The sequence below is a fragment of the Cytobacillus sp. Bac17 genome (genome assembly GCF_024519925.1).
Lineage (GTDB): Bacteria > Bacillota > Bacilli > Bacillales > Cytobacillaceae > Cytobacillus > Cytobacillus pseudoceanisediminis.
The window spans coordinates 67,783-91,492 of the sequence record NZ_JALJRC010000016.1 but is presented as its reverse complement, the minus strand read 5'-3'; the positions used below and the strand labels follow the sequence as shown (position 1 = coordinate 91,492).

Annotated in this window: 23 protein-coding genes and 2 riboswitches; of the genes, 13 read left to right on the top strand and 10 right to left on the bottom strand. The window is 43.6% G+C overall.

The window, feature by feature from the left end; genetic code table 11:
• Window positions 1-143: 143 nt before the first annotated feature.
• Both NR125_RS18065 and NR125_RS18060 read right to left on the bottom strand, forming a co-directional pair.
• Window positions 144-1,091 (bottom strand): ABC transporter substrate-binding protein, encoded by a 948-nt coding sequence (locus tag NR125_RS18065; protein WP_009335886.1) that lies wholly within the window; start codon window positions 1,089-1,091, stop codon window positions 144-146.
• Between the two features lie 168 nt (window positions 1,092-1,259).
• Window positions 1,260-2,807, bottom strand: a complete 1,548-nt coding sequence (locus NR125_RS18060; protein WP_019380075.1) for a helix-turn-helix domain-containing protein — start codon at window positions 2,805-2,807, stop codon at window positions 1,260-1,262.
• A gap of 139 nt (window positions 2,808-2,946) precedes the next feature.
• Here NR125_RS18060 and NR125_RS18055 point away from each other — a divergent pair, with 139 nt between their 5' ends.
• Both NR125_RS18055 and NR125_RS18050 read left to right on the top strand, forming a co-directional pair.
• Window positions 2,947-3,981 carry a FecCD family ABC transporter permease gene (locus NR125_RS18055; protein WP_009335888.1) on the top strand — a complete coding sequence of 345 codons (1,035 nt, stop codon included), beginning with the start codon at window positions 2,947-2,949 and terminating at the stop codon, window positions 3,979-3,981.
• Complete coding sequence (locus tag NR125_RS18050; RefSeq protein ID WP_256815861.1) at window positions 3,981-5,012, top strand: FecCD family ABC transporter permease; 1,032 nt, start codon at window positions 3,981-3,983, stop codon at window positions 5,010-5,012. Before NR125_RS18055 ends, NR125_RS18050 begins: the two co-directional genes overlap by 1 nt.
• Before the next feature lie 61 nt (window positions 5,013-5,073).
• Here NR125_RS18050 and NR125_RS18045 read toward each other — a convergent pair whose 3' ends face one another.
• Window positions 5,074-5,409 carry an antibiotic biosynthesis monooxygenase family protein gene (locus tag NR125_RS18045; protein WP_009335890.1) on the bottom strand — a complete coding sequence of 112 codons (336 nt, stop codon included), beginning with the start codon at window positions 5,407-5,409 and terminating at the stop codon, window positions 5,074-5,076.
• Between the two features lie 141 nt (window positions 5,410-5,550).
• Between NR125_RS18045 and NR125_RS18040 the strand changes: the two genes are divergently transcribed.
• The gene (locus NR125_RS18040) at window positions 5,551-6,765 is read left to right on the top strand and encodes an MFS transporter (RefSeq protein WP_009335891.1); all 1,215 of its coding nucleotides are present in this window, start codon (window positions 5,551-5,553) and stop codon (window positions 6,763-6,765) included.
• A gap of 490 nt (window positions 6,766-7,255) precedes the next feature.
• On the opposite strand, the gene NR125_RS18035 is transcribed toward NR125_RS18040, so the two are convergent.
• Window positions 7,256-8,305: an NAD(P)/FAD-dependent oxidoreductase gene (locus NR125_RS18035; RefSeq protein WP_009335892.1), complete on the bottom strand. Its 1,050-nt coding sequence runs from the start codon at window positions 8,303-8,305 to the stop codon at window positions 7,256-7,258.
• 210 nt (window positions 8,306-8,515) lie between these two features.
• On the opposite strand from NR125_RS18035, the gene NR125_RS18030 reads away from it, so the two are divergent.
• The 8 genes from NR125_RS18030 (at window position 8,516) to NR125_RS17995 (ending at window position 16,141) form a co-directional block, all read left to right on the top strand.
• A complete protein-coding gene (locus NR125_RS18030; protein ID WP_009335893.1) occupies window positions 8,516-9,361 on the top strand; it encodes an ABC transporter ATP-binding protein in 846 nt (281 codons plus the stop codon).
• Entirely contained in the window at window positions 9,312-10,238 is a 927-nt protein-coding gene (locus NR125_RS18025; protein WP_009335894.1) for an iron-hydroxamate ABC transporter substrate-binding protein, read from the top strand. Before NR125_RS18030 ends, NR125_RS18025 begins: the two co-directional genes overlap by 50 nt.
• Window positions 10,239-10,425: 187 nt before the next feature.
• Window positions 10,426-11,436, top strand: a complete 1,011-nt coding sequence (locus NR125_RS18020; RefSeq protein ID WP_009335895.1) for a FecCD family ABC transporter permease — start codon at window positions 10,426-10,428, stop codon at window positions 11,434-11,436.
• Entirely contained in the window at window positions 11,433-12,440 is a 1,008-nt protein-coding gene (locus NR125_RS18015; RefSeq protein WP_009335896.1) for a FecCD family ABC transporter permease, read from the top strand. Before NR125_RS18020 ends, NR125_RS18015 begins: the two co-directional genes overlap by 4 nt.
• A 148-nt stretch (window positions 12,441-12,588) precedes the next feature.
• A complete protein-coding gene (locus NR125_RS18010) occupies window positions 12,589-13,410 on the top strand; it encodes a manganese catalase (RefSeq protein WP_009335897.1) in 822 nt (273 codons plus the stop codon).
• A gap of 277 nt (window positions 13,411-13,687) precedes the next feature.
• A complete protein-coding gene (locus NR125_RS18005; protein ID WP_009335898.1) occupies window positions 13,688-14,395 on the top strand; it encodes a polysaccharide deacetylase family protein in 708 nt (235 codons plus the stop codon).
• Window positions 14,392-14,979 carry a DedA family protein gene (locus NR125_RS18000; protein WP_009335899.1) on the top strand — a complete coding sequence of 196 codons (588 nt, stop codon included), beginning with the start codon at window positions 14,392-14,394 and terminating at the stop codon, window positions 14,977-14,979. The genes NR125_RS18005 and NR125_RS18000 overlap by 4 nt, the downstream gene beginning before the upstream one ends.
• A 16-nt stretch (window positions 14,980-14,995) precedes the next feature.
• Complete coding sequence (locus tag NR125_RS17995) at window positions 14,996-16,141, top strand: MGDG synthase family glycosyltransferase (RefSeq protein ID WP_009335900.1); 1,146 nt, start codon at window positions 14,996-14,998, stop codon at window positions 16,139-16,141.
• A gap of 78 nt (window positions 16,142-16,219) precedes the next feature.
• Here NR125_RS17995 and NR125_RS17990 read toward each other — a convergent pair whose 3' ends face one another.
• Together NR125_RS17990 and NR125_RS17985 are read right to left on the bottom strand one after the other, a co-directional pair.
• A complete protein-coding gene (locus tag NR125_RS17990) occupies window positions 16,220-17,056 on the bottom strand; it encodes a DUF6843 domain-containing protein (RefSeq protein WP_034297746.1) in 837 nt (278 codons plus the stop codon).
• Window positions 17,057-17,180: 124 nt separating this feature from the next.
• Complete coding sequence (locus tag NR125_RS17985; RefSeq protein WP_009335902.1) at window positions 17,181-18,014, bottom strand: TIM barrel protein; 834 nt, start codon at window positions 18,012-18,014, stop codon at window positions 17,181-17,183.
• A 104-nt stretch (window positions 18,015-18,118) separates the two neighbouring features.
• Between NR125_RS17985 and NR125_RS17980 the strand changes: the two genes are divergently transcribed.
• A complete protein-coding gene (locus tag NR125_RS17980) occupies window positions 18,119-18,826 on the top strand; it encodes a DUF1287 domain-containing protein (RefSeq protein ID WP_009335903.1) in 708 nt (235 codons plus the stop codon).
• A 362-nt stretch (window positions 18,827-19,188) separates the two neighbouring features.
• Here the strand turns inward: NR125_RS17980 and tenA are convergent, their stop codons facing one another.
• The 3 genes from tenA to NR125_RS17965 all read right to left on the bottom strand — a co-directional run bounded on the left by tenA (window position 19,189) and on the right by NR125_RS17965 (window position 22,144).
• Window positions 19,189-19,878, bottom strand: coding sequence for a thiaminase II (tenA, locus tag NR125_RS17975; RefSeq protein WP_009335904.1), 690 nt, complete (start codon window positions 19,876-19,878; stop codon window positions 19,189-19,191).
• A 59-nt stretch (window positions 19,879-19,937) separates the two neighbouring features.
• A riboswitch (TPP riboswitch) is annotated at window positions 19,938-20,039 on the bottom strand.
• 149 nt (window positions 20,040-20,188) lie between these two features.
• Window positions 20,189-20,677 carry an energy coupling factor transporter S component ThiW gene (gene thiW, locus NR125_RS17970; RefSeq protein ID WP_009335905.1) on the bottom strand — a complete coding sequence of 163 codons (489 nt, stop codon included), beginning with the start codon at window positions 20,675-20,677 and terminating at the stop codon, window positions 20,189-20,191.
• 112 nt (window positions 20,678-20,789) lie between these two features.
• A riboswitch (TPP riboswitch) is annotated at window positions 20,790-20,906 on the bottom strand.
• Between the two features lie 128 nt (window positions 20,907-21,034).
• The gene (locus tag NR125_RS17965) at window positions 21,035-22,144 is read right to left on the bottom strand and encodes an alpha-hydroxy-acid oxidizing protein (protein WP_009335906.1); all 1,110 of its coding nucleotides are present in this window, start codon (window positions 22,142-22,144) and stop codon (window positions 21,035-21,037) included.
• A 186-nt stretch (window positions 22,145-22,330) separates the two neighbouring features.
• On the opposite strand from NR125_RS17965, the gene NR125_RS17960 reads away from it, so the two are divergent.
• Window positions 22,331-22,702, top strand: a complete 372-nt coding sequence (locus NR125_RS17960; RefSeq protein WP_019380081.1) for a PaaI family thioesterase — start codon at window positions 22,331-22,333, stop codon at window positions 22,700-22,702.
• 75 nt (window positions 22,703-22,777) lie between these two features.
• On the opposite strand, the gene NR125_RS17955 is transcribed toward NR125_RS17960, so the two are convergent.
• A complete protein-coding gene (locus NR125_RS17955; protein ID WP_009335908.1) occupies window positions 22,778-23,611 on the bottom strand; it encodes a TVP38/TMEM64 family protein in 834 nt (277 codons plus the stop codon).
• Between the last annotated feature and the right edge of the window lie 99 nt (window positions 23,612-23,710).

Here is a 23,710-nt window from a genome sequence, read left to right as displayed (position 1 = left end):
AATTCCATCCTTTCACCGAGTCTTTAGACCTAGTAATTGATAACCATTCTCAATAACAGTTAAAAAATTTGATTCTTTTCCAATAAAAGAATCAAGATACTGGAGAGAACGGGTGCAAATGCGTCCCGGCCTCCCGCTGTAAGTTATTCGCTTAATAGAAGCGATTCAATTTCTTTCAAGCCCTTTTGACGCTCAATCGGATCCCAGAACCCCCATGTAGTGGAAAGAGTATGTACCTTGTCATTTTGAACAGCCTTCAGGCTTTTCCAAACTTCACCCTGAGTCACTGAATCGTAAAATTCACCGCTGTTAAAGAAAGTAAGGTCAATAATATTGTCAGGATTATATTTTGCTAGCCCTTCAATTGAAATATTCTCGCCAAAATCCTCTGGAAGGTTCTCAGCAGGTGTTAATTTCAAATCATCAAATAATAATGAGTTGGTTGCATGGTTTGTCAGTCCAAAAACACGAATATCTTTTTTATTGATTGCCACTGCCATGAAAGTTTCTTCTCCTGTTTTCTCACGGACACGTGTTCCGATATCCTCTGCTTTCTTCTCCAGGTCTTCTATGACTTTCTTTCCTTCATCAAGCTTGCCTACAGCTTCTGCAACTTTCAGGTGATCTTCCTTCCAGTCACCGCCCACTTCAACAACAACTGTTGGGATAGTTTCAGAAAGCTGATCATAGAGCGGCTTATAGCGATCACTGATGATAAGAAGATCCGGATCAAGCTTCACGATTTCTTCTGAATTCATTTCATCAGCATAAGGGAGCGCCTTAACACCTTCAAGCTCCTTCGTTAAATGCGGCGGGAACTCATTATCATATGCCATTACCGCATAGGGCTTTACCCCTACCGATACAAGTGATCCTTCCCAGGAAACATGTGAAAGCAAAACTACTTTTTTCGGTTCTGCGGGCACTTCTGCTTTTCCGAAAAGATGTTCAACCGTTCTGGTTTCCTCTGTCTTTTCTTTCTCTTTCTTTTCAGATGCTTCTGTAGAGGCCTCTTCACCTTTACCGCATCCTGTTAAAATTATTAAAAATAACATGAAAACAATGCTCCATGGAGCACAAAACTTCTTCATGGATGATTCCTCCTAAGCAATAATGAAATTCATTCTCAATGATAATCATTATCACAGCGGCTTAACATGGACTTTTGCAACTTCTTGCATGGACAAAACATACAAAACCTGCAATCCACTAAAAATAGGGTCCAGCGGAAAAAACAGCTGGACCCTTGTTCGCATTAATTAAGCCTTAAGTTTTGCTTTCAGCAAATCGTCCGGAAACGCCTCCAGCATTTTCTTTCTCCCAAGCGGTCCCCAAGGATCCCACTCATGGCTGTCAGGATAATATACCTCACCTGTTTGGACAGCACGGATCTTATTCCATTCGGGAGTATGCGCAGCTCTCCAAACATCTCTTTCATGGCTCCATAAGATGAGTAGCTTATCGGGATTAAGATCAGCCACATCCTTCAGGCCAGCAATCCGGTATCCTTCAAAATGCAAATCAGGATGAGGCTCGAAACCCAAATTCTGAAAGAACAGATTGAGCAGAGCATGCCCGCCCTGTCCATAAAGACGGATTTCCTCCGGGCGGATCCAAATGACTGCCCATCTGCCTTTTTTCGTTATTGGACATAGCTTATCTCTTACTTTACATTCAAGGCAGCGGATGTCTTTTTCTATGCATTCTGCCCGGCTTGTACATCCTATCATAGAAGCGATTTCGTAAAGATACTGCCGCCAATCCGGCTGCAGCTGAATATGATGGACCTTCTCCTGCTGTGAAAGAAGCACATTTTGGAGCTGATAATTATGCAGAGGCGTCTTTATGATTCGATCAGGCTGTGTTATGAGAATAGCCTCTGGCTGAAAGGGCTTTTCTGCATTAAGGAGCATGGTGCCCTCCAATTCTTTTTGAAGATAGCTCGGCACTCCATTGCTGGCAGGATAAACAGTTGGATAGGATGGCGCTGCAACAGGCTGTACACCCAGCGAAAGGAGATGGTCCTGCAAAAAGAGCTGACTGACTACCGCAATTCTTTCCTTAGCCCTTTTCATAAATACAGATGGCGGCAAGCCTGCTTTCATTTTAAAAAGACGGCTGAAATAAAACTCATCCTGCATACCGATTTGCTGCGCCACTTCTTTTGCCGTAATCCCTTTCTTCTGCAGCATAAGCTGTTTCGCTGCTCTCATTCTTTCTCCATTCAGGAATTCCTTCGGTGCCATCCCGGTTCGTTTTCGAAAGGCCCTGGTAAACGATACTGGGCTCATGTTTGCTTTAGATGCCAGCTCTGCCACCGTAACCGGCTGGGACAGATTATTTCTGATCAGGTCCACTGCCTCTTCAATCCCGTCTACTTCTGTCCTGTCTGTCAGAATTGACATCATATTCCACAGCTGGGACTGAAATCGGCACTCAGCCGATATCGATTTATCTTTGTTCCATTTCCTCAGCTCTTCCCACAAGGGCACCATCTTTGATGGCTCCTGATTAGCCAGTATCCCGGAAAGAAACCTGGAAAACACATCTTTATCCTTTGACCAGGTGAGTATATAAACCGTTAACAGGTCTGCAGATGCGGAAGTAATTATGCCGGTTTCCGAGAAAAAGCAGCTCTTCCCCGCCTCTATCTTCAGCCGGCGATTGCGAGTTTCGATTGTGCCTTTCCCTGCTGAAATATATATAAGTGTAAAATCATTGCTATTTTCATTGATGGTTTTCGACAATCCCCCTCTCAAGCTTGAAACTGCAATTTTATACGGTTCAAATTGTTTGCCGCTCAGCATATACAAAAAATACTCCCTTCTATTTCCTTAAATAAGAATTGACAAAAGCTGTGAAAGGATAGTAGATTAATTACGATTATTTAGAACGATAACGATTATCATTTTCACTTAAAATTTACATAGAAAAGGACTGAATGTAATGGCCAGAACCGCAGCTGACATAACAGAGCACAGGCAGCCTGTACACCAAAAATCTATAAAATGGGGCCTGGCAGGAATTGTGCTGGTGCTTATCGGGCTGCTTGCATCGATTGGGCTGGGTGCAATCTGGATTCCCCCTTCCGTGGTGTGGGAGTCATTTGTCTCCTTTCAGGGAGGCCAAATTGAACATCAGCTTATCAGAGAAGTCAGGCTTCCCCGGGCATTGACCGGGGCACTTATTGGGGCAGCTCTTGCTGTAGCCGGCACCATTATGCAGGGAATTACACGCAACCCGCTGGCAGATCCCTCCATAATCGGCATTACACATGGAGCGGGCCTGGCCATCGCAATTGCACTTGCTTTTCTTTCCGGCGGTTCATACTGGGTTCTGCTCATCTGGTCATTTGCAGGTTCCGCTGCTGGAGCCTTGCTTGTATTATCTTTCTCCATGCTGTCAAAAGAGCGGATATCACCTGTCACTTTGACACTGGCAGGAGCAGCATTAAGCACTTTGTTCAGCGCTCTTTCAACCGGCATCGCCCTTTATTTTCAGACTGCACAGGACCTGAGCTTCTGGTTTGCCGGAGGTCTTTCAGGAACACAATGGCGCCATGTGTATATTTTGCTTCCCGCCGTATTTTTAGGCTTGCTCCTGTCCCTTTGGATCAGCCGCTCCCTGACAATCCTGGCATTGGGAGAAGAAGTGGCTGCAGGGCTTGGTCAATCTCAGCAGAAAGTCCGCTGGATCGGGCTTGCAGCGGTTATATTATTATCTGGAGCGGCCGTTTCCATTGCTGGAGCTATAGGCTTTATCGGACTGGTGGTTCCCCATATGGTCAGGCTTTTGATTGGGTCTGACTACCGCTGGCTTATCCCGCTTAGTGCCATTGCAGGTGCACTGCTTCTAATAGCGGCAGATATCGGGGCACGGATGATCAACCCGCCGTTTGAGACTCCTGTCAGTGCTGTTACTGCACTAATCGGTGTTCCATTTTTCTTATATTTGTCCAGAAGGAAAAGGGGGTATATGTAATGGATTGGAAACAGGCTTTACTCCAATCGCGGGGCTGGATGGCAGCCTTTATATTCCTTATCCTGGTTACTTTTATACTAAGTCTCTCGACTGGTGTGATGCCAGTAGGAATGAATGAAATTTTGGCTGTTCTTTCAGGCAGCGGCACTCCGAAACAGGAGCTCGTACTGCTTCATTTAAGATTGCCAAGAATGATCATTGCCCTTCTAATAGGAGCAGGCCTGGCTCTTTCCGGCAGCATCCTTCAGGGGCTATCCCGGAATTCACTGGCTGATCCCGGCATTCTCGGCATTAATGCCGGGGCCGGATTAGCAGTTGTTCTCTCAATCTACCTGTTCGGGCAATCGGGAGGAAGCCTTCTGGCAAAACCGTTCTTCCTTCCCGTATTTGCTTTCGCCGGAGCACTCGCCATAGCAGCTCTGATCTATCGATTTTCGTGGAAAGGCGGAATAGACCCGGAACGGCTTCTCCTCGTTGGCCTTGGATTTAATGCACTATGCGGTGCCTTGCTGCTGATCCTGCAGCTGAAAATGGATCCAAAGGATTTTCAGCAGGCAGCCATTTGGCTGACTGGCAGCATCTGGGGTATTCAGTGGCCATATGTGTGGGCACTCCTTCCCTGGATTCTTGTTCTGATGCCAGTCGCCTTTATAAAAGCAAGAACAATGAATATCCTTCAATTCAAACAGGAAGTTCCTGTTGCACTCGGCTTAAGAGTCGAATCCGAACGCCGGCTTCTTCTCTGTCTTTCAGCCGCTCTTGCCGGAGCATGTGTAGCAGCTGGCGGCGGAATTGCTTTCATTGGACTCCTGGCGCCACATCTGGCACGCCGCCTTTGCGGCCCCAACTATTTCAGCAACTTGCCTTTAGCTGCACTAATAGGCGCGGCACTTGTTCTCATTGCAGATATGATAGGAAAAAATCTCCTTGCACCTGCAGATATTCCGGTTGGGATCGTCATCTCCGTAATCGGAGCTCCCTATCTGATTTTCATGCTTCTCACCCGGAAAGGCACGGGACTGAAAGCTTAATAGATAACAATCACATAAAAAATGCCCATTCAAAAATCCCTTTATGAATGGGCATTGCACTTTATTTAATTTCAGCTGGCTCACGGTACTGCTTCTGGCCCAATGAATGATAGACATCCTGACGGCTATCAATAATATATTCCGGCTTCGGCTTGCCGCGGTTTGCCTTGTGCCCGGCAATATGGACATCACTTGTTTCCCACGCCTTCCAGGCTCCTTCCGATTCCCAGCGAATCATAATAGCCACTTCTTCGTCCCCGCTGCGCTGCTTCTTCTTTAAAACATTCAAATCAATGAAGCCCGGCTGCTCTTCGATTATTCCTTCCCCTGCAAAGCGCTCGACTAGCTTATTTGAATGGCCTTCTTTCACAGTAATCGTTTTTAATTGAATAAACATATCTGTTCCTCCCCTGCTTCTTTTCTGTTATTATAATTGATAACGATTTTCATTTTCAACTATTTTAAAAAATAGATTCATTATTTCCTTGGTTTATAGTATCTTTAGATTATCGAACTAATCAGAAAACGGGGCCTGAGTATGTGGAAAAATAAAAATGTTTGGATTTTATTAACCGGGGAGTTTATAGCAGGGCTGGGCTTGTGGCTCGGTATAATAGGGAATCTGGAATTTATGCAGGAAAAGGTTCCCTCAGATTTTCTAAAGTCGCTTATTTTGGCTGGCGGATTGCTGGCAGGGATTGCTGTTGGACCCTGGGCAGGAAGAATAACTGACCAAATCAGCAAGAAGACAGTCATGCTGGCATCTGGCTTCGCCCGGGCATTGAGCGTTGTTTTTATGTTAATTGCCATACAAACCGGGTCAGTCTGGTGGATGGTTATTTTTCTGGTATTCCTGCAAATCTCGGCAGCCTTCTATTTTCCAGCTCTGCAGGCTGCCATTCCTCTGGTTGTGGAAGATAAGGACCTGCTGCAGCTGAATGGAGTCCATATGAATGTGTCCACACTTTCCAGAATATTAGGTACTGCTTTAGCTGGCGTTTTGTTAGTTATCTTGCCATTATCAATGCTTTACATCGCTTCGCTTGTCGCTTATCTGATTCTCTTTATAATCACCTTTTTTATGGATTTTGAAGAATCCTTCTCAAAGGAAAGCAGGGGAAGAAACTCAAGCAGTGGCAGCGGAGGCTTCAAGGAAGTATTCCCGATTATTCAAGGTCTGCCCATTGTGTTTATGACATTGATCCTAACCTTGGTTCCGCTTCTGTTCCTTGGCGGATTTAACTTAATGGTCATTAATATCAGTGAGCTTCAGGAAAGCTCATCCATTAAAGGCTTGATCTATACGGCAGAAGGACTCGGCTTCATGCTTGGCGCATTCATTGTCAAACAAATCAGCCAAAAACGTTCGCCTTATGCGATCCTGTTTTTCTTCTCATTCATCATCGGACTATCCCAGCTGCTTCTGTACTTTGCAGATGTGCCTGTTCTATCCATACTGGCTTTTTTTATTTTTGGGTTTGCCGTCGGCTGTTTCTTCCCTACTGCCGCTACCATTTTCCAAACAAGAGTGCCAAAGGAATTTCACGGAAGATTCTTCTCCTTCCGAAACATGCTTGACCGTGTAACTTTTCAGATTGTCCTGCTCCTGACTGGATTCCTTCTGGACGCAGTCGGCCTTCAGATAATGGTCGTGATCTTTGGAATACTGTCGCTGATTATGACGGCAGCATTCTTTGCTAAATTCAGGCAGCTTAGGACAGAAGCTCAAGTAAAAGAAAAGATCAGTACGTAAGAAAAGCGGAAGCGCCTTGCCCACGAAGGAACGCAGACTAAGAACGCCACGTCCTGTGGCAACGTCTGCATGACCCCCATCCTGGGGGCCTCAAGCACAAGACGAGCCTCACGGAAAGGCGTTCTTTGCCTTTTTGGGAGGCTTGTCCGAAATGTGGAGGCGACTGCCCAGGGACGACAAGCATAAGACGAGCCCTGCAAGAAGGTGTTCTTTCCTTCTGGAAGGGATTGACTAGTCTTTCGCTAGGAGCCGCAACTAGACAGGCTTGTGACCTCGAGAGGGTAGGCGCTGGAACTAGACAGCTGTCAGACTTCAGATTGTATAAATCTTACCTTAAAAAACCGGTCCACATCGTGTGGACCGGTTTTTCACTGCTAGTTCGCCTTAATTCCAGGCGTTTTTTCAATTTATGTGCGGATAGAATTTTTTCTGTGCGCATAACCAAGTTTTATGTGCGAATAAAAAAATTTATGTGCGTTTAGTTTTTATCCTAGTGGACCAGCTGCTTCACCAATTCCCGATTCCGTTTTTTAAAAACATCATTATGAGATGAAACCATCGCAGCTGCGGCAGCATCCGGTTCAATGTACTGCTTCGCTTTGTTTACTGCATTGGCAGCATCCTGGAATGCCCCGGCAATTAAGTGAAGTTTGCCGTCATGCTTTAGGATATCCCCTGCAGCATATAGCCCTTCAACCGATGTTTCGCTGTTTGCATTGCCTGCAATATAGAAATCTTCGAGCATTTCAATATTCAGATTGCTATTTTTTAAGAGTTCCGTATCCTGTTCATAGCCATGATTAATTACTACTTCATCAATCTGCAGATAAGAAACTTCGCCCGTTTCATTATTGGTCAATTCCACCTGTTCAATTTCCTCGTGATTTCCGCCGGCAATTAATTTTGTGATGGACGTATGGTTAATGCAGATAACCGAACTATTCATCAGCTGTGAAACCTGAGCTTCATGGCCAGTCAAAGCATCTCTCCTGCAAGTGATGTATACCTGCTTGGCAACGGGCTCCAATTCATTTGCCCAGTCTACTGCAGAATTTCCTCCGCCTGAAACAATTACAGTCTTATCTTTAAAGTGTTTAAGGGATTTGACTGTATAATTCAGATTGGAAACTTCAAAACGCTCTGCCCCTTCTATCTTCAGTTTCTGCGGCTTTAAAATTCCGCTGCCAACAGCCACAATGACGGTTTTCGTATAGTGCTCTTCTCCAGAAGAACCTTTTAAAACAAATAAACCATCTTCATTTTTGGCAATGGATTCTACCTTTTCATTGAGAACAACCGTTGGATTAAACGTTAGCCCCTGCTCCACCAGCTGTTCAATCAGTTTTGCCCCAGGAGTCGGAGTCAGGCCGCCCACATCCCAGATCATTTTCTCCGGATATACATGTATTTTACCGCCAAGCATCGGCTGAAACTCGATCAGCTTTGTTTTCATTTTCCTTAATCCGCTGTAGAAAGTGGAATAAAGACCAGCAGGTCCGCCTCCAATGACCGTCACATCAAACACTTCAGCATTTTTCATTTACCGTTCACTCCTATAACCAATTACTATTGATTATCATTCTCACTTCAACTATACGACCTTTCTTCTCCTTTGACAATGAAATTTTTTCTGAATACTTTTCCTTTAAATACTATTGACATAAAAATCAGATAGACTTATAGTAAAAAAGAACCGATACTGATAATCATTATCACTAAAATATATTCTCAACTAAACGGAGGTTACATAATGGTCCGCCTATATACAGATGGCTTGAACATTGGATATAGTGAACGCTTGATTGTGAAAGACCTTAGTGTCCAGATTCCCGATAAGAAGATCACGACTATAATCGGCCCGAATGGCTGCGGAAAATCAACCCTTTTAAAAGCGATTACACGAATCATTTCTCATCAATCAGGCACTGTCATTTTGGACGGCGAGAACATTTCAAAGGAAAATACAAAGATCCTTGCCAAGAAAATGGCAATTTTGCCGCAAACACCTGAAAGTGCAAGCGGTTTAACAGTTGGCGAACTGGTCTCATACGGTCGCTTTCCTTATCAGAAAGGATTTGGCAGATTAACGAAAAAGGACTATGAAGTCATTGATTGGGCTCTTGACGTTACTGGGATCAAGGATTTCAAATTTCGTCCGGTTGACGCCCTTTCCGGCGGCCAGCGTCAAAGGGTCTGGATTGCAATGGCTCTGGCACAGGAAACAGACATCATTTTCCTTGATGAACCGACCACTTACTTGGATATGGCCCATCAGCTTGAAGTTCTCGAGCTTCTCCAAAAGCTGAACCAGGAGCAGGAACGCACCATTGTAATGGTCCTTCATGATTTAAACCAGGCAGCCCGTTTTGCTGACCATATCGTTGCATTAAAAGATGGTGAAATTGTTAAGTCAGGAAGCTATGAGGAAGTCATTACACAGGATGTCTTAAGGAAAGTGTTCAATATTGATGCAGTCATCGGGCGCGATCCCCGCACAAACAAACCAATGTGTATTACTTATAATTTATTAAAAGGAGAAAATCAACATGAAGAAACTATTGATCCCGTTTACGATCTTGCTGCTTCTGCTTATTAGCGCCTGCGGCAATACAGAGCAAGGAGAATCAAAAGAAGGAGAACCAAATGAAGATAAGAAATCAGGCACCTTTACTTATGAATCTGAAACCGGGCCGGTTGAAGTCCCGGCTGATCCTAAGAGAGTTGTTCTCCTTTCCGGGTTTACAGGAAATGTAATGCAATTAGGCGTAAATATCGTCGGTGTGGACACATGGTCCAAGAATAATCCTCGTTTTGAAGAAGAATTGAAAGATGCTGAAGAAGTATCTGAAGATAACCTGGAAAAAATAATTGAATTAGAACCAGACTTGATCATTGCATTATCTACTGTAAAAAACTACGATAAACTTAAGGAAATTGCACCAACTGTAACTTATACATGGGGTAAATTAGATTATCTGTCACAGCATGAAGAAATCGGCAAGCTTCTTAATAAAGAAGAAGAAGCAAAGAAATGGGTGGCAGACTTTAAACAGCGTGCTGAAACAGCTGGTGAAGACATCCGTGCAAAAATTGGAGAAGATGCAACCGTTTCTGTATTTGAAATCTTTGATAAACAGCTTTATGTGTTTGGCGATAACTGGGCACGCGGAACTGAAATCCTCTATCAGGCAATGGACTTAAAAATGCCTGAAAAGGTTAAGGAAATGGCTCTTAAAGATGGTTATTACGCTATTTCAACAGAAGTGCTTCCAGAATATTCCGGAGATTACATTATTCTGAGCAAATACTCTGATGCTGACCATTCTTTCCAGGAAACTGATACGTACAAAAACATCCCTGCTGTAAAAAATAACCGCGTCTTTGAAATGGAAGGCAATGGTGCTTCCTTCAGTGATCCTATCACACTTGATGCACAGCTGGAGTTCTTTAAAGAATCATTTTTAGGAAAGTAATACTGCAGGAGGGATTCTTATTTTGGGAATTCCTCTTTCCTATTTAGAAAAGCGGAAGCGCCTTATCTACGAAAAGAATCAATTCTGTTATTATAAGAACAGCGAAAAGCTCCCGCATGTCAGCTGGAACTAGACAGTTTTCGAAGTTTAAGGCAGTTCTGATCCCATAAAGAAAGATGAGAGTACAATGACAAAAGATGCTCAACCCTTTATTCCATTTATCTATAAACTCGCCGCAGGCTTTGTTATCTTTGCCGGCATGTTTGTGGCTGCATGTGTGTTTGGAGCTGCGGATGTAACGGTCAAAGATGTTTGGCTGGCGCTTACTTCCAATGCTTCTGGAGAAAAAATTTCGATTATTCGTGAAATCCGTCTTCCTCGTGAAATTGCTGCAGTCTTCGTTGGAGCTGCGCTTAGCATTTCCGGTGCCATTATGCAGGGAATGACAAGAAACCCTCTTGCTGATCCAGGCTTGCTCGGATTAACGGCTGGAGCAAATGCCGCACTTGCATTAACTCTTGTGGTCATTCCTTCAGCAAATTACATAGGGATTCTCTTCGCCTGTTTTATCGGTGCAGCGGTTGGAGCTTCGCTGGTTTTCGGCATTGGCGCCATGAAAAAAGGAGGTTTTTCTCCTATTCGGATCGTATTGGCCGGAGCCGCGGTGTCCGCCTTCCTTTTCGCAATAGCCGAAGGAGTCGGCATTTATTTTAAAATTTCAAAAGATGTCAGCATGTGGACTGCAGGCGGAATCATCGGCACATCCTGGAGCCAGCTGCAAGTGATTGTCCCGGTTATTTCCATTGGCATTCTTGTTTCTCTTTTTCTGTCCAAGCAGCTGACTATCTTAAGCTTAAATGAGGAAGTGGCAGTAGGTCTGGGGCAAAATACAACTCAGATTAAGACCATCCTTTTCATCTTAGTGACCCTGCTTGCTGGCGCATCAGTGGCACTGGTAGGCAATATGGCTTTTATCGGGCTGATGGTGCCTCATATTGTCCGTGCTATTGTAGGTACAGACTACCGTTTTATTCTTCCCATGTCTGCCCTGACAGGAGCTTCTTTTATGCTTCTGGCCGATACATTAGGGAGAACCATCAACGCTCCTTACGAAACACCGGCAGCTGCTATTATCGCCGTTATGGGGCTTCCTTTCTTCCTGTTTATTGTTCATAAAGGAGGTAAGGCGTTCTCATGATTCAGCCAGAGTTAGTAAAAAAACAGCGAATTTTAATGGCCGTGTTATCAGCACTCATTATTGTTACCATTGTGATTGGAATGGGATTAGGCTATGCCTCCCTTTCATATGACCGATTGCTCCCGACTATTATGGGACAGGGCACATTTAAAGAAGAATTTGTGTTATTTTCCATTCGGCTGCCGCGGGTATTTATCACTGTCTTGGCCGGCATGGCACTCGCATTATCCGGTGCCATTTTACAAGGGATTACACGCAATGACCTGGCAGATCCAGGCATCATTGGCATAAACTCCGGTGCCGGAGTTGCTATAGCGGTTTTCTTTCTGTTCTTTCCGATTGAAGCTGGCACTTTCATATACATGCTGCCTTTATGCGCATTTTTCGGCGCTTTACTTACTGCAATCCTTATCTATGCTTTTTCCTATAAAAAAAGCGAGGGGCTTCAGCCTGTAAAGATGGTGCTGGTCGGGGTCGGATTTTCCATGGCGCTTTCCGGTGTCATGATTGTCCTGATTTCTTCAGCGGAAAGAGAGAAAGTCGATTTTATAGCTAAATGGCTATCAGGGAATATCTGGGGAACGGATTGGCCGTTCATTTGGGCACTCCTCCCCTGGCTTCTTCTGCTGATTCCATTTACTTTATATAAAGCAAATCGCTTGAATCTATTAAGCTTAAGCGAGCCTGTCGCCATCGGGATAGGGGTATCCATTGAAAGAGAACGGATCGTCCTTCTGCTTACAGCCGTTGCATTGGCCGCTTCAGCTGTGTCGGTAACCGGCGGAATTGCTTTTATCGGCTTAATTGCACCGCACATGGCTAAAGCGCTTGTTGGACCGCGGAATCAGCTTTTCATTCCGATTGCTATCCTTTTAGGAGGATGGCTTCTCTTATTCGCCGATACGCTTGGCCGGAACCTGGTTGATCCTGACGGCCTGCCAGCCGGCATTATGGTTGCACTGATCGGTGCTCCTTATTTCATGTATTTACTGCTAAAAAAATAGCCGATTAAAAAGACGTGTTCGCACGTCTTTTTATCTTTTTGAAATGTATATTAATATATTAATTTCTTAAAAACATGTTTCTTCCTGCTTTTTTCAGGGCAATAGATACAGTGTATATTTGGAAATCTATAGCATAGGAGGAATTTAGATGTTTTTTCATGTAAAAGAATTGCAATTTGAAGCTAAGCCGGAACGTCCGGATCCCGTTTTTGCCAAAAAGCTTCAGGAATTGATTGGCGGCCAATATGGTGAAATGACGGTTGCCATGCAGTACATGTTTCAGGGTTGGGCAACTCGTGGGAATGAAAAATATCGCGACCTTCTGCTGGATATTGGGACTGAAGAAATTGGACATGTGGAAATGCTCGCAACAATGGTTGCCAGACTAATGGACGACGCCCCTGTTAATCAGCAGCAAGAAGCAGCAAAGGACCCAGTGGTTGGAGCGATTATGGGCGGAATGAATCCGCAGCATGCCATTGTCTCCGGACTTGGTGCACGTCCGACTGACAGTGTAGGGAACCCTTGGATGGGTACCTATATTACAGCCAGCGGAAACCTATTAGCAGACTTTCGTTCAAACTTGAATGCAGAGTCACAGGGCCGGCTGCAGGCTGCACGTCTCTATGAAATGACTGATGATAAGGGCATTAAAGAGCTGCTTTCAGTTCTGATTGCCAGAGATGCCTACCACCAAAACCAATGGGCTGCTGCGATTGCGGAGCTTGAAGAAAAAGAAGGCCTGCTCGTCCCTAGTACCTTCCCTCGTGAGAAAGAACGCACAGATATCTCTTACACTCTCTACAACCTATCAGCAGGCGAAGAAAGCAGCACAGGCAGATGGGCACAGGGCCCTGCTCTGGATGGCCAGGGAGAATACAAATATGTAGGCAATCCAAAGCCTGAAGGGGACAAGCCTATGCTCAAGCCTGCACCTCCAAACCTTCATAACACATTACCGATGGATTAATAATAGAACTAACAAAACAGGCTGAAGCATCAGCTTGTTTTGTTAGTTCAATCAAACGTTTGATTGAATTGGACATCGCTTTCCTCTTTAATATCCATCCTCTCCATTGACTTCCTTCAGATTTTTTATATGATAAAACCATCCCACCCTTTTGAGATGACTGGAATATTGAATCTAAATTCTATTTTCATTACATTCACTATGAACATTAAGGTTACCCTCACTATAAAAGGGGAATGAAAATAAGTGATACACCGCCGGAAAGGATCTAGTTTGCATGATTTATTTTTTTACCGCCGCACTGATTATATTTATTAGTTACGCAGTTCTGCCCACTGTACTCATACGATCGCTGAATTGGGGAATTGTAAAAGAAATAACCGAACCCAATTCCATTGCTTTAACCTTTGATGATGGTCCGGATCCACAATATACAGCGAGGCTTCTGGATGTCTTAAAAAAGCATGAAGCAAAGGCAGCCTTTTTTGTTGTCGGGGAAAAAGCAGCCAAGCATCCGCTGCTGCTTAAAAGAATGCAGGCGGATGGTCATACAATTGGCATCCATCATTATAGGCATGTCTCAAGCTGGATCCTTTCACCGGGATCTTTAAAAAAACAGCTGGAGCAAACAAAACAAGTTATTGAAGAAACGATTAATGAAGAAGTCTATTTTTATCGTCCGCCATGGGGACACTTCAATTTATTTACCCTCTGGATGGCAAGAAAGTATAAGATTATTATGTGGTCGGGCATTTTTAAGGATTGGAAGATCCAGCATATCAGGAACACCCTTTCAAAGTCGCTGGCAAAAGAAACCGTGCCTGGCCGGATTTTTCTTCTCCACGACAGCGGTGAAACTCTTGGCGCAGACTCCAATGCACCTGAATATATGATCGGCCATCTGGACCAGTATTTGCAGCAGTCAGCACTAAAAGGGATCCATTTTGTTTCTTTAAAAGAAGGATATCAGGGGCATCGCACATGAGTACTGAAACAATTATTGAATTTATTTCGTCCTACGGGTATTGGATTATCTTTTTATTTTTATTTTTCGGGATTGTCGGCATTCCTGCTCCGGAAGAATCGCTATTATTCCTGATTGGCGTGTTAATTGGAAATCATCAACTAAGCTTTGCCGAATCCGCTGTCTGTGCAGAAGCAGGTGTGCTGCTTGGGATGCTTTCAGCGTATTGGATCGGTAAAAAAGCAGGTACGCCCTTTCTCAAAAAATATGGCAGATATATTGGGATCACGGAACAGAGATGGAATACCGCCCAGAAAAAGTACATGGAGAATCATCGATTCATGATCTTTGCTGGTTTTTATATGCCTGGAATACGTCAGATAAGCCCTTACTTTGCCGGCATTTCAAAAGTTCCTTTTCATCAGTACCTTCTATATTCTGCTGCAGGCTCCCTTAGCTGGGTGCTCCCTATAATTGCCGCGGGATACTTTGCAGGAAGCCTATTTGATATAAATCCTGAATATGTTCCATATCTCGGGGGTTTATTATTAGTTATATTCGCAATCTACATGCTCTTTAAGTATGAAAAAAATAAATCCAAGTGACAGAAAGGAGGGTATTATGAAAGTTCTGCTGCTCCCATTATTTCAATTCCCCACGGGACATTCAAAAGTTGCCAAAACAATTCAGGATAATATTCAAAGCCAATATCCTGATGCTGAAATCAAAATAGTCGACTTTCTTTCCTATTGCAGTGATAAGCTTGAGAAGCTGGTATCAGGGATATATTTAAAAGGTTTCCTGGGTGCCCCTTTCCTTTACAGGGCATTATATTACACCATTATGTATAAGCAGCACCCTTTTAAATTGCAGCCTGATTTACAGGTTTTATCCTATTATTTTGAACGAAAAATGCAGAAGTTCCTTGATGAAGAAAATCCGGATTTAATATTTTGCACTCATTCTTTTCCATCTGGAATCATCAGTTCACTAAAGCAAAAGGGACGATACCGGAACGTCACGGCGGTGAATGTTTACACGGATTTTTTTATTAATGATATATGGGGAAAACGGGGAATTGATTTTCATTTCGTACCTCATCCCGAGGCGAAGGAAAAGCTTATTAAAAAGCACAATATTCCTGATGAGCAAATTTTTGTAACAGGCATACCGGTTCATTCTGCGTATCACCTCCAGGTTCCATTAAAGAAAGATAACCGGATACGCCATATTCTGGTTGCAGGAGGAAACAGCGGCTTAGTAAACTGTGATTTTATAGACGCTATGCAGAAGGTTCCTCATATTCGATTTCTGATCCTTTGCGGAAATAATGACGAATTATATAGCTCACTCCAAGCACTCGATTCAAAGCAGATCGAGCCCATTGGATATATTGAAGACCCTTTTGAAATGAACCAGCTATATAATAAAGCCGATGCTATTTTGACCAAACCAGGCGGAGTTACAATTAGTGAAGCACTGCAAAAGAAACTTCCGATTCTGGTCCATACCTCACTCCCCGGACAAGAGGAAATCAATTTGGACTATTTGCTTGAGAAAAATCTGGTGCTTGTCATTAATGACAAGCACATTGCTGAACAGCTTAATAATGAAGAAGCTATACTTAGTCTAAGAAAACACATTGATTCTTATCTGGCAAAAGTCAATTGCCCATTGGACTATGCCATGTTCATGTCAATTAAAAGCACCGGCAGAAAAACGCCTGAAACTGTACATTCCATAAGAGCTATCCCCACTTTAAAGTGAAACTTCGCTCAGCTGGGCTCTGGAAGTAAGACTGCGATAAATAATTAACAGCCTGGAATCTCCAGGCTGTTTTCCATTTCAATCAAACGTTTGATTAATCAAACCCTCTTCATAAAGAATATCCTCAATCCCAGGGCTAGTTCCTTGATCATCCATGTTCTCATCACAGCCAACCGAAAAATAGGTATACGAATATTCATAACCATCTCCCTGTACACCGCCTGATCCGCCATATGAAATACAGCTTTCTGATATCGCTTCACGCTTCCCCTTTTCATCCACATAATAGTACAAATCGTCAATATATCCTTCACTTTGCGGTAAAGAGGTAATGGCATATCCTCTATCATTCACCCGAAATACATCGTACTTCCCTTCTGTCACAGGCACAGGGGCATTCTCTATTTCATGAACAATTCTCACCTGACCAGCATACCCTTTTGGAATCAGATAAAGATCATGAGTTTTTTCTTCCAGATCTGCCTGCTGAAGCATCCAAAAGCCCCCCATCGGCAGCAGGCAGGCGATGAGAAGACCAGCTGCATTCAAGGCAATCCTCCATCCCCCTGGCATCTCGCGGTCCCATTTCCGCCACTCGTCCACTAAAAAGAAAAGCACCGAAGCAATTAATATGTAAAAAGCAAACCCTTCCATAATAAAATAAGTGACAGCAGCCAAAATGGTATGTATAAATGCCGCCGCGGGAAACCGCCATATTGCTAGATTCTTAGTAAAAACCTCAGAAAGCAGCGACACTGGAACACCGTATATCACATTTCCGAAAAAGCAGTAAAAAAAAATCATAATCAGGAAGAAAGAAAACAGTTCCCCTTCAGACAAGAAAAAGAGAAGCCAAAAACCAAATGTAAAAAGAATGGAAGCCTGCAGGGCCGTTTTTATTTTAAATCCCAGCATAAGAAATAAATGAACCTCCTCTCTCTGTTGTGATTAATTTCACATATAACTAAGCATACATACAAGGTATCATTAACCTTTTATTTTCAACGTGCACAAAATTAATGCCAGGCGGCCTGCTTCCTTAACTAACAGACCCTTCCTCAATGACCTCTATTGCCCACCCGATCCCTTCTTCTACCATTTTTTCCGGAGGGTTCGTGTGTGGAGTGTATTCCATGACAAAAAATACATCCTTGCATTCTTTAGCTAAAAAATCCATCAGCTTCTTAATTTTATGATGATTGCCATCATTCTCATGAGATGGATGCACAGGCACCCAAATATATTTATCACCCTGATATTCAACATTATGTAAATGGACCACTCTTACAAACTCGGACCATTTTTCTATATAATTTATGGCCTTCTCGCCTGCGGCCAATATATAATCCCCAATATCGACACAGAGGCTGAGTCCGTATTTCTTCCATGTCTCTACAGGAAAGCGGTCAAGATAATGAATCCCTGCTGGCGATTGCTGGAATCCCAATTTAGGTTCACACACAATCAGAATCCCATACTTACTCTGAAGAGAACTGAGTTTCTTGAGTCCCTCCTCAATGATCTCTGCTGGATTCCCATTGGTTTCCTTTTTAAAGTAAGGAAAGTGCACCAATATGTATTCAGCTCCAAGCCGGGACATTCTTTCCACTTCCGTCTCAAACTGGATCCAGGCTTCCTTCGGATTTATACGGATCTTTTCCAGCAGATCGTATTTGCTTTGTCCCCGGAAAAGAGGCGAATGTAGACCAAAGCTTTTGTTTGTTTTACCCAGCATTTCAATAAAACAGCGGAAGGATTCTTCATCTTGAAATTCGCCTATCTCAATATGCGGCAAATGACGTTTAAAAAGTTCAGGAAACAGCTTGCTGTCTGACAAAATGACGCTTCCCGATATCCCTATATGATGAGCCATGATATCCCCTCTCTTATGTATTCTTATAGCAATCTTATCATACCTCTATGTAACTTATTGGAAAATAATGCCGTCTAATCATTAAAATACATGAGGAGACTTTTATGATAAAAAAAGTGTTTGCTTCCATTATCGCAGTACTGTTATTATTCATTCTTTTTTTCCGAAGCGGAATCATTCTGGATTCCATCGGCATTCATTTTGAAAATCCTTTGGCTAAGAAAATGGAAGTGCCTGCTGCTTATTCAAAGGCCGATTCTAATCAAAACGGCATTGCCGATCCGCTTGATATGGTCCTGACAGCCAGAAAAGAAGTGGAACAGCGCACGCCATATAAAAGTGCCTACTATGCGGGAGGATATCCGCCCGATGGTGAAGGTGTCTGTACAGATGTGGTTTGGAGGGGTTTCCAGGGGGCGGATGTAACTATAAAGGATCTTATTGATCAGGATATCGCCGAGAATACGGACTTGTATTCAAGAGTGAAGGGCAATCCGGATCCAAACATTGATTTCAGGAGGGTGCCAAACCAGAATGTCTTTTTTAGCCGCTTCGCAAAGTCATTAACAACAGAACTGATTCCAGGAGATATTAAGAACCTTCAGCAATGGCAGCCGGGTGACATTGTGGTTTTCCTTTCTCCTAAATTCGACCATGTTGCCATCATATCTGACAAACGGACGAAAGATGGCATTCCATATGTCATACATAACTCCACACCATTTGCAGCAGAAGTAAAACTCTCTTCTTTTAAGACTCCTATTACCGCTCATTACAGATGGGATTTTGAAAAAACGCCTGCACTGCCATAAAGCAGATGCAGGCGTTTTTCTTATTAAATACGAAAGTATAAAATTTTGAACTTCGATAACTGTCTAGCGCAAGCAGCCCCCCCCCTTGAGGTCACAAGCTTGTCTAGCTCCGGCTCCTAGGAACCCGGGGCCATAAGGAACCGTCTTATCCCTGAGGCCCGCAGGACAAGGAAGGCTTCGGCAGCATAATCATCGCACGACCAAAAGCGGCAGATTATGGGAGGATGTGGGTCATGCAGACGTTGCCACAGGACAAGGAAAGCTACGGCAGCGATACATCGCACGACCGAAAGCGGTAGCTTTTGGGAGGACGTTGCGCTCTTAGCCTGCGTTCCTTTTTGAGCGAGGCGCTTGCGCTTTTCTTATCTTACTGCTGCAGGATTGCCTGCCGGCCACTCTTCGCAGGTGTAAGCCATCTCCCAGAAGCCAAGCTCCAGCTGGCAGCTTTTTCGGAAAGCATCCTTCATTCGCTGCCTTTCTTCCGGTGATGCCGCATCAGCAAGCTCATCCAAACGGTTTCTCATATTCATGGTCACAGCTTCGACCCTTAAATTTGCGTAAAAAGAGATCCATGGATAAAACGGATGGTTCTCATCTGGCTCATATTGCTTCATGAGTTCAAGCCCAATCTCCCAATAAGTCCATGGACAAGGCAATAATGCAGCAAGGATTTCACCCATGCCGCCTGTGTGGGCATGATACATCATATGCTTAACATAATGATCAGCTGTTGGAGGGAGCGGATAGCCCTGCAATGCTTCGTAATCCACGCCAATCTGCTGGCAAAAATTATGGTGGGGATGTACTTCGCTGTTCAATACAAATTCTATTTGCTGATTAAAATATGCAATATCCTTACGCTCTGCTGACTTTGAAATGGCAATCCCATAAATATGCATGAACGCATTCAGATACTCAAAGTCCGCTTTAATGTAATGGGCCAGTGCCTCTTTCGGCACGTCCCCTCTCCCGATCCCCTGGACAAATGGGTGCTCAAATATCAGCTGAAACAAATCTTCATTTTCCTTGCGCAGAATCTCTGAAAAAGTCATAAAAAATAGCCTCCTTATTAATTACAGAAGCTGCCGGGGAAAAAGCATGAGGATATAAAACGAGGTCCTCACTGCTTCCCTGCGCTGGCATTATCCAGATCAGGTTCCAAGGGACAAAGGAAAAGCTCCTTATCTCAGCCGTAGCGCCCCTAGCAGTTTTCTAACATTTTAATTGTTTTTTACCGACTTTCTAACTTGACGTTTTTCTCTCATAAATTTGGGATTTCGCTTATAACTCTTGAAAATCGCTCATTAAGTCAGATTTCTTTACTATGCTGCTTACTCATCTAGCTTCGCCAGCTCAAAATCATCACATATTCTGAACCAGATTCTTCTCTTTAACCTTTGCCAAAACCATCCAGCCTATGGCCGCACCGGCAATACTGCTGACCAGGAATGGCGGCACAAAGAAGAATGCCCCAGCTGCGCTTCCCATGAGAACCTTTGCAAAAGGGACTGCAAACAATGCACCGATTATGCCGGTACCTACCACTTCTCCTACAGCAGCCCATATTTTCCGGCCGAACTTCAAATAAAGCACACCTGCCAAAAACGCTCCGATCATGCCGCCTGGAAACGCAAGCAGCGTCCCGAATCCAAGCAAATTACGAAGCAGGCCAATCATAAATGCCACAGCTGCTGCAGGCAGGGGGCCAAGCGTCACCGCTGCCAATACATTCACCGCATGCTGCACCGGATAGGCCTTGGCTATGCCTGCCGGAAACCAGAGCAAATGGGATCCCAGTGTCCCAATTGCTACAAATAAAGCCATCGTAGTTAACAATCGGGTTCTGTTCATCTAAACCTCCTTTCTAAAGGGCCGCCTGATTGCTTATCAGGATGGGAAGTATGTATACAAAAAAGCCAGATTCCCATAAGGACCTGGCTTGGTTTAAGTATATGAATTGACATATAGTCAAATCCTACTTCCCTCCGCTGGCATTAACCAGATCAGGTCCATAAGAGTCAGAAAGCTATAACGCGCTTTCCTCTCAGCCCACACATTCGGGGCACCCCTAGTAGCTGCATAGATATTTAGTTTGATAAGCTATCTCAAGCTTAACAAATTATTCCGGCACTGTCATCAATCTTTTTGCTTATATACTTTTCTTGGTGCAATCAATGTATTAAGCGCTCTTCGATTTCTGCTGAGAAACTATCGAAGTAGCTTCAGACTTGCCATTTCCTTTAGACTCCCGACTCCTGCCAGAGAAAGTGACACTTTTGTTTCTTCAATAAAGTTGGCAAGTACTTTTTCAACTCCATTCTGCCCGCCAATGGCCAAACCGTACACATACGGCCTTCCCAGGCAAACTGCGTCGGCTCCTAATGCCAGTGCTTTGACCACATCGGAACCGCGGCGAATGCCGCTGTCAAACAATACTGGAATTCTTCCTTTGACTTCCTTCACAACCGGTCCAAGCGCATCAATCGCCGCAATCACTCCATCAAGCTGCCTGCCGCCATGATTGGAGACTATGATTCCGTCTATCCCTTTTTCAACGGCCAGCCTGGCATCTTCGGGATGGAGAATACCCTTTAATAGAATCGGCAGATTTGTTTTCTCTTTTAACCTAGCAATATGCTCCCAGCTCAAGGTTGGATGATGGATATTATCAAGGATTCCCTGAACTACATCACCGTCATGGAGAGTGGCCATAAAGACCGGGTCACTCTCATAGTTTGCTTTTCCATAGCCAAGCTTTAACGGTGAAAAATTGTTTCTTAGATCAGCTTCCCTCCACCCCATCATCACCGTATCTACTGTTAACACAATTGCTTCATAGCCTGATTCCTCCGCCCGGCGCACCATACTGAACGCAGTATCTTCATAATTGGACCAATATAATTGGAACCATTTTGGACTCGTGCCTGTTGCATTTGCGATTTCTTCAATGGAATAACTGGATACCGTGCTCTGGATAAAAGGAATTCCAAACGAAGCTGCCGCCCGGGCAGATGCAAGCTCTCCCTCACTGTGTTCAAGACGCTGCATTCCTATAGGTGCAAGGAATACTGGATAGGGATACGTTTTTCCAAATAAATTCACACTTATATCCGGCACTGATACATCTCTAAGCATCCTCGGTACAATTGAGTATTTTGCAAAGGATTCGATATTCTTTTTCAGCGTTTCTTCTCCCCCGGCTCCTGATTGGACATAGCCAAATCCGCCAGCTCCCATCACTTTCTCTGCTTCTTCTTCCAGTTCCTTAAATGAAATAGGAAAGTTTTCTGCGAAACTAATATTCTCTACTTTTGCCATATTCCAGCCCTGCCTTTTTTGAATTTATTGAAAATAATAACACTTTTTCAGATTTTATGAAACCATCTAATAAAATCATAAATTCGCAGTTACAGCCTTTCCTATACAAATTAGCCGCAATAAGCAGGGATTTCACAAAAAATCATGAATAAACATTTTAACCTTAATGAAATTGGAGTGTACAAAATGTTAATCAAACAGCCTTTTGATGAATTTCTGAAATTCCATTACGAAAGAGTCAGTGAAAGCAATATGAAAGTGACTTTGCCAATTCAGCCGCTCTTTATTAACAGCGCGGGGCTGGTTCATGGAGGCATCATTTCCACTCTTGCGGATGTAGCGATGGGGAATATTTTCGAGCCGGATGAAAACCAGATGCAATCCGTGGTGACAGCTGATTTAAAGGTCACTTTCCTAATGGGGGCGACAGGTGAATTTCTTATCGCCAATGCTCACCTTGTGAAGAGGGGGCGCACCCTCAACCACACAGACTGCCTGATTTATAACGACCAGGATCAGCTGGTCGCCAAAGCATCGGGAATCTTCGCATCTATCTAAAGTGATTAATCCTATCGTTGCCTGAATAGTTTCGCTGACAGCGATAGGAGGAACCATTAAAGGTTAAAGACAGTCCTAATAGTTTCTATCCTTCTTCTTTTTATACAAGTGGGATACACTGTAAAATACCCCTATCACAACCGAAACGACTAATAAAAGCTGTGAGCCAGATAAAGATAAGGCATTGGCCAATGAAAGCGAGTAAGCCAGCAGCAAGGAAGTTAACATTTTGGAAATAGACGCAATTCCCAGGAACTTTTTAAATGAAACACCACCCATTCCTGCTCCAACACAAATGATCTCATCCGGCAATATCGGAATAACAAACATCAGCATTAGTATGGTGTTTTCATTTTTCTCCATGTATTTTTGGTATTTGATCAGATGCCGCTCTTTTATAAACCGGGATACAAGCTTTAATCCTCCTATCCTTGCAGTCAAGAACATAACAATAATCCCCGAAAGTGTACCTGTGAATCCAAGAAAGGCAGCGGCTGCGGGACCGAATACGGCACTTCCGGCAGGCAGTGTTACGGCTTCAGGAAGCGGCAACAGAATAGGCTGTAAAAAGCAAACCAGGAAAAAGATGAGCTTGCCCTCCGCTTCATATTCCCTCAGCATTCTCTCGAGCCCATAGGCATCAGTCAAAACAAGTATTTTTGTTAAATAAAAGGTCATAAAAACTATTAACAGCAGACAGAACATATAAATAAGTGCCAGTCTGCTGTATTTCAATCGGGATAACTTGCCTGCAGCAAAAAAGTAAAAATCCATCACTAATATGGCAGCCATGCCTGCAATAATACCCCATTTATAAGCCGGCAAAAGTGTCGGCATATAATTAAACAATATATACAATGCTAATAAAATGATAAGTCCATGAAAACTAACTTCAATTTTTCCATTCATACATTTTCCCCTTCTTGCTTTTCTTAACTATAGTTTAGAAGAGAATACAAAGAGGATTAAGCTCCCTTAGCATTAAAATAAGCTAAGGCCAGAGACTTA

What these genes read in the sequence shown, in the direction of transcription:
- NR125_RS18055 (WP_009335888.1), top strand. Translation starts at nt 2,947, where the DNA reads ATGGCCAGAACCGCAGCTGACATAACAGAGCACAGGCAGCCTGTACAC.
- NR125_RS18045 (WP_009335890.1), bottom strand. Translation starts at nt 5,409, where the DNA reads ATGTTTATTCAATTAAAAACGATTACTGTGAAAGAAGGCCATTCAAAT.
- NR125_RS18000 (WP_009335899.1), top strand. Translation starts at nt 14,392, where the DNA reads ATGAGTACTGAAACAATTATTGAATTTATTTCGTCCTACGGGTATTGG.
- NR125_RS17980 (WP_009335903.1), top strand. Translation starts at nt 18,119, where the DNA reads ATGATAAAAAAAGTGTTTGCTTCCATTATCGCAGTACTGTTATTATTC.
- NR125_RS18060 (WP_019380075.1), bottom strand. Translation starts at nt 2,807, where the DNA reads ATGCTGAGCGGCAAACAATTTGAACCGTATAAAATTGCAGTTTCAAGC.
- NR125_RS17990 (WP_034297746.1), bottom strand. Translation starts at nt 17,056, where the DNA reads ATGCTGGGATTTAAAATAAAAACGGCCCTGCAGGCTTCCATTCTTTTT.
- NR125_RS18020 (WP_009335895.1), top strand. Translation starts at nt 10,426, where the DNA reads ATGACAAAAGATGCTCAACCCTTTATTCCATTTATCTATAAACTCGCC.
- NR125_RS18050 (WP_256815861.1), top strand. Translation starts at nt 3,981, where the DNA reads ATGGATTGGAAACAGGCTTTACTCCAATCGCGGGGCTGGATGGCAGCC.
- NR125_RS18025 (WP_009335894.1), top strand. Translation starts at nt 9,312, where the DNA reads ATGAAGAAACTATTGATCCCGTTTACGATCTTGCTGCTTCTGCTTATT.
- tenA (WP_009335904.1), bottom strand. Translation starts at nt 19,878, where the DNA reads ATGACTTTTTCAGAGATTCTGCGCAAGGAAAATGAAGATTTGTTTCAG.
- NR125_RS17965 (WP_009335906.1), bottom strand. Translation starts at nt 22,144, where the DNA reads ATGGCAAAAGTAGAGAATATTAGTTTCGCAGAAAACTTTCCTATTTCA.
- NR125_RS18035 (WP_009335892.1), bottom strand. Translation starts at nt 8,305, where the DNA reads ATGAAAAATGCTGAAGTGTTTGATGTGACGGTCATTGGAGGCGGACCT.
- NR125_RS17960 (WP_019380081.1), top strand. Translation starts at nt 22,331, where the DNA reads ATGTTAATCAAACAGCCTTTTGATGAATTTCTGAAATTCCATTACGAA.
- NR125_RS17995 (WP_009335900.1), top strand. Translation starts at nt 14,996, where the DNA reads ATGAAAGTTCTGCTGCTCCCATTATTTCAATTCCCCACGGGACATTCA.
- NR125_RS18065 (WP_009335886.1), bottom strand. Translation starts at nt 1,091, where the DNA reads ATGAAGAAGTTTTGTGCTCCATGGAGCATTGTTTTCATGTTATTTTTA.
- NR125_RS17985 (WP_009335902.1), bottom strand. Translation starts at nt 18,014, where the DNA reads ATGGCTCATCATATAGGGATATCGGGAAGCGTCATTTTGTCAGACAGC.
- NR125_RS17955 (WP_009335908.1), bottom strand. Translation starts at nt 23,611, where the DNA reads ATGAATGGAAAAATTGAAGTTAGTTTTCATGGACTTATCATTTTATTA.
- NR125_RS18010 (WP_009335897.1), top strand. Translation starts at nt 12,589, where the DNA reads ATGTTTTTTCATGTAAAAGAATTGCAATTTGAAGCTAAGCCGGAACGT.
- NR125_RS18040 (WP_009335891.1), top strand. Translation starts at nt 5,551, where the DNA reads ATGTGGAAAAATAAAAATGTTTGGATTTTATTAACCGGGGAGTTTATA.
- NR125_RS18030 (WP_009335893.1), top strand. Translation starts at nt 8,516, where the DNA reads ATGGTCCGCCTATATACAGATGGCTTGAACATTGGATATAGTGAACGC.
- NR125_RS18005 (WP_009335898.1), top strand. Translation starts at nt 13,688, where the DNA reads ATGATTTATTTTTTTACCGCCGCACTGATTATATTTATTAGTTACGCA.
- thiW (WP_009335905.1), bottom strand. Translation starts at nt 20,677, where the DNA reads ATGAACAGAACCCGATTGTTAACTACGATGGCTTTATTTGTAGCAATT.
- NR125_RS18015 (WP_009335896.1), top strand. Translation starts at nt 11,433, where the DNA reads ATGATTCAGCCAGAGTTAGTAAAAAAACAGCGAATTTTAATGGCCGTG.